The sequence below is a fragment of the Methanomethylovorans sp. genome, from assembly GCF_041305605.1.
Taxonomy (GTDB): Archaea; Halobacteriota; Methanosarcinia; order Methanosarcinales; family Methanosarcinaceae; genus Methanomethylovorans.
The window spans coordinates 1-10,294 of the sequence record NZ_JBFYLB010000112.1 but is presented as its reverse complement, the minus strand read 5'-3'; the positions used below and the strand labels follow the sequence as shown (position 1 = coordinate 10,294).

At 42.6% G+C, this 10,294-nt stretch carries 10 protein-coding genes and 1 pseudogene; 6 read left to right on the top strand and 5 right to left on the bottom strand.

Annotated elements, in window-relative coordinates:
• The 5 genes from ACCM36_RS07080 to ACCM36_RS07060 form a co-directional block, all read right to left on the bottom strand.
• Window positions 1-527: SDR family NAD(P)-dependent oxidoreductase (locus tag ACCM36_RS07080; RefSeq protein WP_370573053.1), on the bottom strand; the 527-nt coding region annotated here is incomplete at its 3' end.
• A complete protein-coding gene (gene nadE / locus ACCM36_RS07075) occupies window positions 524-1,492 on the bottom strand; it encodes an NAD(+) synthase (protein ID WP_370573052.1) in 969 nt (322 codons plus the stop codon). The genes nadE and ACCM36_RS07080, both read right to left, overlap by 4 nt.
• 92 nt (window positions 1,493-1,584) lie before the next feature.
• Window positions 1,585-2,613 (bottom strand): hypothetical protein, encoded by a 1,029-nt coding sequence (locus tag ACCM36_RS07070; RefSeq protein WP_370573051.1) that lies wholly within the window; start codon window positions 2,611-2,613, stop codon window positions 1,585-1,587.
• The gene (locus tag ACCM36_RS07065; RefSeq protein WP_370573050.1) at window positions 2,594-4,072 is read right to left on the bottom strand and encodes a class I adenylate-forming enzyme family protein; all 1,479 of its coding nucleotides are present in this window, start codon (window positions 4,070-4,072) and stop codon (window positions 2,594-2,596) included. Before ACCM36_RS07065 ends, ACCM36_RS07070 begins: the two co-directional genes overlap by 20 nt.
• 4 nt (window positions 4,073-4,076) lie before the next feature.
• On the bottom strand, window positions 4,077-4,322 hold the full coding sequence (locus ACCM36_RS07060) for a phosphopantetheine-binding protein (RefSeq protein WP_370573049.1): 246 nt from the start codon (window positions 4,320-4,322) through the stop codon (window positions 4,077-4,079).
• Window positions 4,323-4,792: 470 nt separating this feature from the next.
• Between ACCM36_RS07060 and ACCM36_RS07055 the strand changes: the two genes are divergently transcribed.
• The 6 genes and pseudogenes from ACCM36_RS07055 to ACCM36_RS07030 form a co-directional block, all read left to right on the top strand.
• Window positions 4,793-5,161 (top strand): GNAT family N-acetyltransferase, encoded by a 369-nt coding sequence (locus ACCM36_RS07055; protein ID WP_370573048.1) that lies wholly within the window; start codon window positions 4,793-4,795, stop codon window positions 5,159-5,161.
• Window positions 5,162-5,188: 27 nt separating this feature from the next.
• Entirely contained in the window at window positions 5,189-5,515 is a 327-nt protein-coding gene (locus tag ACCM36_RS07050) for a hypothetical protein (RefSeq protein ID WP_370573047.1), read from the top strand.
• Window positions 5,516-5,636: 121 nt separating this feature from the next.
• The gene (gene dinB, locus ACCM36_RS07045) at window positions 5,637-6,728 is read left to right on the top strand and encodes a DNA polymerase IV (protein ID WP_370573046.1); all 1,092 of its coding nucleotides are present in this window, start codon (window positions 5,637-5,639) and stop codon (window positions 6,726-6,728) included.
• An 11-nt stretch (window positions 6,729-6,739) separates the two neighbouring features.
• A complete protein-coding gene (locus ACCM36_RS07040; protein ID WP_370573045.1) occupies window positions 6,740-7,591 on the top strand; it encodes an ion transporter in 852 nt (283 codons plus the stop codon).
• Window positions 7,592-7,697: 106 nt separating this feature from the next.
• Window positions 7,698-9,602: an anaerobic carbon-monoxide dehydrogenase catalytic subunit gene (gene cooS, locus ACCM36_RS07035; RefSeq protein WP_370573044.1), complete on the top strand. Its 1,905-nt coding sequence runs from the start codon at window positions 7,698-7,700 to the stop codon at window positions 9,600-9,602.
• 38 nt (window positions 9,603-9,640) lie between these two features.
• A pseudogene (locus tag ACCM36_RS07030) lies at window positions 9,641-10,294 on the top strand (heavy metal translocating P-type ATPase); the annotation flags it as partial.

The following is a 10,294-nucleotide window of genomic DNA, read 5'->3' as shown; positions in this document are numbered from 1 at the left end:
TCTTTCGCAGCGGATCGCGTAAATCCGACTACTGCTGCCTTACTTGCAGAGTACACTGTCTGGCCTTCATAACCATGTATACCCACGATCGAAGAGATATTAATAATACGTCCTGCTTTTTGTTTTCTCATCATGTTCGATGCATATCTGGTACACAGAAATGTTCCCTTTAGATTGACATCGATAGTATGATCAAAAAGTTCTGTACTGGTAAGTGCCAGAAGACTGTTTCTCATGAGTCCGGCGTTGTTCACCAGCACATCGATCCGGGAATGCTTTTCTTTTATTGAGATGAACATGTCCTTTATTTCATCTTCTGATGAAACATCAGCTTTGATCATGGAAGCAGAAAAACCCTTTCCATGTATCAAATCCACAAGTTCAGAAGCACCCTTCTCATTTTTATTGTAATTGATAATAACGTGTGCATGGTTCTCTGCAGCAAGCAAGGCTATAGCCTTTCCTATACCCCGACTTGCTCCAGTAACCAGTACAACTTTACCATCAAGCATTATCTCACGTTTCATCTGTTGATATAACAGGTTGGCGGAGCTGATCTGATGTATTCTGTAGTGCTCTCTACCCTATCAAGATGTTTCAGGGCGTTTTGTACAGTCTCTCTGGGAAGCCCTGTGTTCTTCTCGATCACATCAAGAGACAATTTATGCTCTTTACTATACAGCAACTGGTCCATGATCTGAATGGGCATACGCCAGTAAAAGTCCTGATCAGTAGTGTAATGGCTCCATGTATCAGCGCTTGGTGGGCGCTTAATGATCTCTTCATTGACATTGAGGTATTTTGCCAGAGTATAGACCTGAGTCTTGTAGCAATCTGCCAGAGGCTCAATATCCACACCACCATCTCCGTACTTCACGAACTGACCCAGAACCAGTTCTGTCTTATTGGTCGTTCCACAAACTATGTAGTTCATTTTTTCAGCATACATGTACTGAACGATCATCCTGGAACGTTGCTTGACACCCTGCAATCCTATTATTTCCAGATAATCACTTGCCTTCAATCTGTGCTGTGCAACGACCTCACCATCTTTTACAAGTTTCAGATATGGAACGTTCACTGCGCCTGTACTGAGGAAGTCAGGCAACACAAGAGATGTTTTGTGAATCTTGGGATCATATTCAGGACAGGCTCTCTTAATTACCTGATCTTTCTTATTGTAAATATCAAGTGCTTCAAGTATCGGAGAGATAGGAACCTCTTCATAGGCTACTCCAAGGCTTTCACATATCTCTGCGCCTAAAGGAGTGCTCGAAGCAGCTGATTCTTTCTCAGGCAGCAGCATTCCAAATACATTCTCAACTCCAAGCTCCTGTACACAAAGAGTAAGCATCACAGCTGAATCAATACCACCTGAGACTCCTATGACAGCGCCTTTCTTCTTAAAACCGACAATCTGTTCCTTGATAAAGTGCCTGAGAGTCAGAGCTACTTTGTCAATATCCCTGTTAAGTTCGTCCATTATCTGCATGGTATTTCTCTCCTCTAATATTATTAAACTGTTAATGGTATTCTATAAGGCAAGGGACGTATCCTTGCGGCAATGGCAACGATCAAATTAGATCATGGTTTTTTTAAGGGGTTCACCTTCACTTTCAGTTCCTTGGCAGCTTCATCTATCAGTGGCTGTGATAATTCCTGATGAAGTTTTTCCAGTCCTACTTCCCTGGACATATCTCCGTTCCTGACAATCCCTGCTATGTCAAATGCATAAGGATGGATTCCGTATTTTTCCAGATGGTTATGACAGGCTAAGGAATTCAACTTACAGTTGGTCGAGTTGCTGTCATTGAGCTTTGGAGGTTTCCATCCAATCTTGGTCACAGTCTCCACTACCATATCCTCGTTATATTCCCACATGCATAGAGGATGGATGATCATGGGAGGATTGCTCTTGTCCATCTTTTCAATGACTGACTTTTTGATCATGAAACTTTCATCTTTGTCATCAATACCTATGTTTTGAAGCTGCTTTTCAAAAAGGTTTCTTGATAAATTGATGAAATTATAGTTTAACTTGATTATAGGATTAGGAGCTTGTCCAGCTGTGAAAGCAAATATTATGACTGGTGCGTTTCTGGCAATGGCATTTTCTATCAGCTTCTGCTTGATGATACTGATGCAAGTGTTGCAGATATCACTGGCTCTGTATTTGGCAAATTTTGGAAATGCATCCACAGAATCAGCAGCTTTTTTCCAAACACTGCATAGCTGTTTCCTGCCCATTGTCAGCTCATAATAGTCAGATCCTGTGATCTCACACATCTTCTTGGCATTTTCAATCGCATTGTCAGATATGAAACCATTATTGAACAGGACAGCCAGAACCTTCAGGAATGGATAATCCTTTTTGAGCTTATAAAGTGTATATGATGAGTCTTTTCCACCAGATAGTGCATAGATAACATCATATTCACCCTTTCCTTTGATCCTATCAAAGATCTCTTCCATCTCTGCCAGATATTTTTCCTTATCGGATTCAGTAAGAGGTTTATAAGTTTCACAGAAATGACAGAGACCAGTCTCCGGATTGATGGTTATACCTGGTATCTCAGAATCCAGAACACATTTTTTACATACAATTTTTGACATTGTGGTATTCCTCTATGATCAATCGATTGCAGATCTTACCATTCTCAGTTAAGGGAAGATTTTCAATAAAGAGAATCTCTTTAGGATGTAAGTGAGAGGGAAAATTCTTGCGACAGAATTTGAACAAAGTATCAATGTCAGTTTCCGGTTCAGGTATTACCATGAGACTTATGGCAGTTCCCATAAGTTCATGAGATATTGGTACAACAAAAACTGCAGAAACCTTATTGTTGTTCTCAATAGATTTTTCTATTTCTCTTGGGTTTACCAAATGGTCTCCTATTTTGAGGAGATCGTCCTTGCGTCCCATTAATTTTAAGTATCCATTGGGTAATTTCTGTGCGAGATCTCCGGTATACATCCATCCGTCCACTATCTTCTTCTTAGTGGCATTTTCATCATCCAGATATCCCAACAGTATATTATCGCCTTTAGCAACCAGTTCACCTGTGACGTTTGGCCCAACGGGGTTACTGTTGTCATCAAATACATCCAGAGTTACACCAGGGATTGGCTTGCCTATGGTTTCAATGAATTCTTCAACATCTTCTTTTGGCACATATGCAAGCCTTGCTGTAGCTTCAGTCTGACCATACATCGGCAGCATCTCGATGTTAGGAGCTAGCTCCTTTATGTTCTTCACGATCTGCTTGGTCATCCCACCGCCAGCGGATGCAGCGATCTTGACATTGGAAAATGCTTTTTTGAACCTGTCCGGATAACGCAGAAGTATACGATATGTACTGGGCACACCATAGAATACAGTAACACCCGATTCTATTAAACTAAAAACCGAGCCTATAAATTTCATATTGCCCATTGCAATACATCCACCTGACATCAAATGGGAATTAATGATCGAATTTCCAAAAGCATGGTGTGGAGATATTACAAGTGTTGCTTTATCTTCAGAGGTCAAACCAAGTATCTGTATAATAGCTGCCGCATTTGTTGTAAGATTTTTGTCACTTAGCATGACACCTTTAGGAGTACCGGTAGTACCGGAAGTGTACAATACCAATCTCAATTTTGGGTTGTTTGACTCTGTAGATAATTCTTTACGCATAAATTTAACCGGTTCATTATCTGAAACAATGATCACGGTTCTAAAGCGTTCGAAAAAACTTTTCCCAAACTTAGAATACTGTACCTCTGTTGTAATAATATTCTTAATATGACCAGCATTAAGTATCTTTTCCAAGCTGAATATGGGCATTTCGATCGGCATTGGAATAGCAATGTTATCCGATCTATACACTGCCATGAGCATTTTTATGTACTGAATGCCCATCTCTTCAAGTATTGCAAACCTACAATGGCTGAATTCCCGCATAGACGAAGCTATGTCATTAACACTAGCTTCAAGGGCTGCATATGAAATGGAATTATTACCCTCTTCCAGGGCAATGCGAGAAGGTGTTTTTCTGGCATGCTCTGTAAGATATGCATCTATTTTCATTATCTCACTTTGCAAGATTAGTTACCATATTAGTTAATCCTTTCAATGAATCCAGATTTTCCGGGGTAAGCATGTCTTCAGGAATTTCTATTGAATATTTTTCACTTATGAAATCCAACAATTCGAGTAAACCAATCGAATCTATGATTCCACTCTGGGTAAGAGAATCAGTATCTTCCAACTTGGCGTTCTTGTCCATAAAAGAATTGTCTTTTAAGTAATTGACTATACTTGTTTTTACATTTTCCATAGCATAACCTCCAATTTTTGTTTTGGAAATCAATGACCAATGTTAATCTATTAATGAGTTTATTAACTATGAATTAGTATAAATATCTTCTGAACAAAATATCCGTCGACCTATGGACATGAATTTCCTTCTAATTGTATATATAATTATGCATGTATTTGTTTATGTAATCAGCTAAATTTATACCAGTAAATAAATCATTTATCTGTTTACATTATTTACAATTTATTTAATTTAATTCTCAGATAACCACAAAACTATATATTTATTAAAATCAATATTTAGTTAAGGGGAACTTGAGTGCCTCATGAAGAAAAGTGTTAGGTTTAGAGTCTATTTTTTGTCTATAACTAACATAATTAGTCTTGGGGGAAATATATAGTACTAATAAGACCCTTCATGCCTAGCGACAATGATACATTGCTTAATATTGAAAAACTGAGCCCACAGGGTAATGAAAACTAGCTATAATGACTGATCTTTCACCAGATATCACCACAAGATATGAGCTTTATGATAACTGGAATAAAATGGTGGCAGAAGAACAGGAAGAGGCTATAGGTTATGTGGGTTGGACTGTCAAACATGGACCTCTGGGGCCTTATGTATACCTGGCTGAAGTCATGGTAAATCCGGCTTTTCGTAGAAAAGGTATAGCAACCCAGCTGATCAGAGAAGTAGAAAAGCACGCAGAAGAAATCAATGCTTCGTATATCTATTCTTTTGTGAAATGTCTACCAACCAGAAAGGAAGAACACATTTCATACCCTTCACGCCTGAAAGTTTTAGAGATTACGCAAACAAGATATTGGGATACAGACTTAAGAATTTCATTGTAGCCAAGCATAACGGTAGTATAGTGGCCTATGGAGGTTTCTGGGATACAGCAGTACTTGCAGAGATGGCATATACCAGGGAACCATTTCTCTGGAAGCTCATGGCAAACATGGGGAGTGCTGTGGCATTTCACACGCATACCCCTTATACCTAAAGAAGGAGAGTATTTCAAGTTCCGTAACATCGTGAACCATGCATTCAAGCCTGAGTATGCAGATGCTATGATGGAGATATTTAAACCCTGCAGTTCTATGATGTATGAGACAAAATGTGATTTTTTTGGTACGTACCTGGATCCTGCTGATCCTCTGCTTGAACTGCTGAAGGAGTTCAGGCCCCACCTCAAAACAGAGTAATATATGCAAAACCCATTGCAGGAAAACTCCCGGATTTCAGTACGTTCTATGTGGACTGCAGGGATACAATACTTTGACAGACGGGTTAATCATAAAAACTACCCCGCCCTTTTTCCTTGTGATGGAACGTGTGATACTACATGTGGACATGGATTACTTCTACGCTGCTATCGAAGAGCGTGAAGACCCTTCACTCAAAGATAAAGCAGTAGTTGTGTGCATGTACTCCAACCGGGGTGAAGAAGGTGGAGCAGTGAGCACATCCAATTATATTGCCAGAAAAGCAGGTATTCGTTCGGCCATGCCCTGCAGGCAAGCTAAGGCCCTCAAACCTGATGCTGTTTTTCTTCCTGTGCGCAAAGAGCTATATGAGGATATTTCGGCACGTGTCATGGACATACTGCGTTCACATGCTGATAGTGAGGAATCCTTCGAAAAGATAAGCATTGATGAGGCATTTCTGGAAATATCCCAGAACTGCGGTGGAAACTTTGAGAAGGCAAAGGACATTGGCATGCAGATCAAACAAGATGTGTTGGAACATGAAAAACTCACATGTTCCGTGGGTATTGGCCCTAACAAGCTCATAGCCAAGATGGCATCATCTTTCCGAAAGCCTGACGGTATGACAGTTGTGAAACCAGAAGATGTGACAGATTTTTTAAGTCCCATGCCTGTGAAAAAGCTCTGGGGTATCGGGAAGGTTACTGAAGAGAAACTCCAGCAAATGGGCATCGAAACCGTCGGCCAGCTTGCAGCCTATGATGCTCTGGAACTCATCGCGGTGTTTGGTAAGAACCGGGGCACATGGCTCAAAAAAGCCGCATCTGGTATCGATGAATCACCTGTCACTGAGAGGACTGCCACGGACCAGATAGGTAGAATGGCTTCCCTGAAAGAAGACACCAGGAATGATGATATGATATTCTCCCTTATGGACGAGTTGGTGGATGATGTTATCAAAAAGGCGGGTTCAAGGAAAGTGAGATTCAGATCCGTGACTATAACCGTGATCTTCTCCAACTTCAGGATGTCAACTAAAAGCCGCACTCTCAACCATGCAGTCTCAGACAAAGGCATTCTACATGATACTGCAAGGGAGATGATGTTGCAGTTCCTTCAGGAAAGCAGCATGAACTTCCGAAGGATAGGTGTACGAGTGGGTAACCTGCAGCAAAATATAGGACAAAAAAGCTTGTTTGAATACTTCTGAAAGGTGAGGAAATGGCCACTTTTTTTAGAGAAAAAGAGAACAGGCCAGCAGGCCCGGAATGGAGAAAACGGCTATATAACGTTATTTTTGAAGCTGATACAAATGCTGGAAAATACTTTGACATCCTTCTTATTGCCAGCATACTCCTGAGTGTCATTGTGGTGATGCTGGACAGTGTTAGTTCCCTCAGGAATACCCATGGTAGTGTGCTGCATGGATTGGAATGGTTCTTTACAATTCTTTTTACCATCGAATACCTGCTACGCCTTATGTGTGTCAGGAGTAAGATGGCCTATAGCACCAGTTTCTTCGGTATAGTGGACATAATTTCCATAATACCAACGTATATAAGTCTCATCCTGCCAGGTAGTCAGTTCCTGCTCGTCATCAGAGTGCTGCGTGTGTTGAGGATATTCAGAGTGTTCAAACTGGTACAGTATATCACTGAGGCGGAACTGCTACTGAAAGCATTGCGTGCAAGCAGCCGGAAGATAATCATATTTCTGTTCACTGTACTGACAATGGTAGTCATAATGGGTTCTCTCATGTACCTCATTGAAGGTGAAGAGAATGGGTTTACAAGCATCCCGAGTGGCATATACTGGGCCATAGTGACAATCACTACAGTGGGGTTTGGCGATATAGTACCCCAAACACCCCTAGGCAGAGCACTTGCTTCCTTTGTGATGATACTGGGCTACAGCATCATCGCTGTGCCTACAGGGATAGTGACCAGTGAAATGTCCCTAGTTTCTATGGAAGAGAGAAAAAAGAAGCGTAAGAGGCTCACATGCTCAAAGTGCGGTCATGATGACCACGATGAAGATGCATGTTTTTGTAAATATTGCGGAGTGAGGATCTAATACACAGTCATCTTCTAGGTATATCGATACTTTTTTAAATACTAGCCCCAGACTATAAATAGTCAGATTGTAAAGCTAGGAATCTTAGACTTAAGGGAGTGAGAAAATGGAATCAGATAGGATATCCTGTCACACATCGGTAAGGAAAGTATATGAGAGGATCAAAGAAGATGGAATGAACAACATCTGGGATAGATATGAAGCACAGGGAATGGGGGGAGATCCTGATAGACGTTGTAATTTCTGCCAGGCAGGAGTACGTTGTGACCTGTGTTCCAACGGCCCCTGCAGAGCCAATGCGGAGAAGGATAAAAGAGGTGTTTGTGGAATCACTGCCGACGGCATGGCAATGCGCATGATGCTGTTGCGTAACGTCATGGGAGCATCCACTTACCAGTACCATACGGAGCAGACCATAAAGACACTAAGAGCCACAGCCCAGGGGAAAACACCTTTCAGTATCAAAGAGCCTGAGAAACTCAGGACCTTTGCTGCAAGATTTGGCATCGACACATCAGGTACAGATAATGAAGTGGCTTTGAAGCTGTGCGATTTCGTGGAAGCTGATTTCAGAAGCGAGTATGGAAAACATAGTAGGATAGTGGAGATACTTGCACCTCAAGAACGCAGAGAAGTATGGAAAAAGCTGGGCATTTTCCCTGATGGCATCCACAGTGAGATGATGAGAACAACGAGTTCATCTCTTACTAACGTCGATGGAAATTATGTAAGTCTTGCCCTCAAAGCCATGCGTTTGGGGGTAGCCATGGGTTACCAGAGCCAGATAGTCAATGAGTACTGTCAGGACATTCTTTTCGGTTTACCCAGGCCTCATAAGATGAGAGTCGACCTGGGAGTACTTGACCCTGAATATGTGAATATACTGCCTAACGGCCATGAACCATTCCTTGGATTTGCAATGGTGCAGCTGGCGCGGGAAAAAACATGGCAGGACAAAGCACGTGCTGTTGGGGCAAAAGGAATGCGTATAATCGCCAACATTGAGACAGGCCAGGAAATGATCCAGAGATGGGAAATGGATGACGTGTTCTTCGGGTACACTGGAAACTGGATCATGCAGGAAGCGGTCATGGCTAGCGGCTGTGTAGACCTGTTCGTTGCAGACATGAACTGCTCCATGCCCATCGACCCTCTGTATGCTGAAAAATATCATTTCAAACTTATACCTGTAAGTGATCTGGTCTCTTTCGAAGGCATTGACGAAAGGATAGATTACGTGCCTGAGAAGGCGCGTGAGCAGGCAGCCCAGTTGTTGCAGATGGCTATAGACAACTTCAGTGAACGCAGCAAGACTGTATCAGCGGTGACGGGCCTTCCGACGAATGAGGCTATTGTGGGGTTCTCATCAGAGAGCATAACGGAGGCTCTTGGTGGTAGCATAGTACCTTTGCTGGATGCCATTAAAAGTGGGACCATAAGAGGTGTCGCAGGTCTGGTATCCTGCACCACCCTTAGAGATACAGGACAGGATTGTCATAGCCTGAACGTTGCAAAGGAACTTATTGCCAGAGATGTGCTGGTACTTTCCATGGGATGCGGTAACGCAGCAATGCAAGTAGGTGGGCTATGCAGCCCTGAGGCAAAGGAACTTGCGGGACCTGGACTTAAGGGATTGTGTGGAAAGCTTGGTGTGCCCCCAGTGCTCAGTTTTGGTACGTGTACCGATACTGGAAGGCTGGCAGATCTGCTTGGTTCCATATCAGCAGCACTGGGAGATGTACCTTTGCCTGACCTGCCAGTGGTAGCAACAGCACCCGAATACATGGAACAGAAAGCTACTATCGATGCAGTCTATGCTCTTGCACTGGGTCTGTACACACACGTCAATCCTGTACCCACTATTACAGGTGCTCCACGGCTTGTGAAATTGCTCACTCAAGACTGCAAGAACGTCACGGGAGGATCAATGGACGTGGAAACAGATGCCAAAAAAGCTGTAGATGCCATGATGGAGCATATAGAGAACAAACGCAATAAATTAGGCATCTGATAGCCAGATTGCTGAAAAATGTAATTGGATAAGGGGAAGTGGGACATACGAAAGATGATGACATGTCAATGCATGAGCATATGCATCATGATACCGCACATCAGGAAATTGAACCGAAATCATCCCATATGGAACAAGACCATATGGAACATGGGGAACACCTCCAGTATGGCAAACATGGTGCACAGGACAAACACACAGTCCACACCAGCCACCATGCCATGATGGTGGAAGATTTCAAGAAGCGGTTCTTTGTCTCTGCCATTATCACCATCCCTGTGCTCTTACTATCTCCCATTATCCGTGAGTTCCTGTCTGCAGTTTTCGGGATAACAGTACCCGCCTTCACAGGTGACATTTATGTGCTGTTCGTGCTTTCCACGATCATATTCTTCTACGGTGGCCGGCCTTTCCTTGTGGGCATCAAGGATGAACTGATTTCACATGCTCCCGGTATGATGACCCTGATAGCCGTAGCTATCACAGTTGCATATGTATATAGCAGTCTGGTTGTTTTTGGCCTGGCGGGGATGATCTTCTTCTGGGAACTGGCAACACTTATCGATATCATGCTACTGGGCCACTGGCTTGAGATGCGTTCGGTGATGGGTGCTTCTAAAGCATTGGAAGAACTGGCCAGGTTGCTGCCAGCTGATGCCCACAAGGTTGACAAGCAAGGAAATATGAGCGAT

Excerpts from the sequence above, each read along its gene's own strand:
- ACCM36_RS07060 (WP_370573049.1), bottom strand. The coding sequence starts at position 4,322 with ATGGAAAATGTAAAAACAAGTATAGTCAATTACTTAAAAGACAATTCT.
- dinB (WP_370573046.1), top strand. The coding sequence starts at position 5,637 with ATGGAACGTGTGATACTACATGTGGACATGGATTACTTCTACGCTGCT.
- ACCM36_RS07055 (WP_370573048.1), top strand. The coding sequence starts at position 4,793 with ATGACTGATCTTTCACCAGATATCACCACAAGATATGAGCTTTATGAT.
- ACCM36_RS07070 (WP_370573051.1), bottom strand. The coding sequence starts at position 2,613 with ATGTCAAAAATTGTATGTAAAAAATGTGTTCTGGATTCTGAGATACCA.
- ACCM36_RS07065 (WP_370573050.1), bottom strand. The coding sequence starts at position 4,072 with ATGAAAATAGATGCATATCTTACAGAGCATGCCAGAAAAACACCTTCT.
- nadE (WP_370573052.1), bottom strand. The coding sequence starts at position 1,492 with ATGCAGATAATGGACGAACTTAACAGGGATATTGACAAAGTAGCTCTG.
- ACCM36_RS07050 (WP_370573047.1), top strand. The coding sequence starts at position 5,189 with ATGGAGGTTTCTGGGATACAGCAGTACTTGCAGAGATGGCATATACCA.
- ACCM36_RS07040 (WP_370573045.1), top strand. The coding sequence starts at position 6,740 with ATGGCCACTTTTTTTAGAGAAAAAGAGAACAGGCCAGCAGGCCCGGAA.
- cooS (WP_370573044.1), top strand. The coding sequence starts at position 7,698 with ATGGAATCAGATAGGATATCCTGTCACACATCGGTAAGGAAAGTATAT.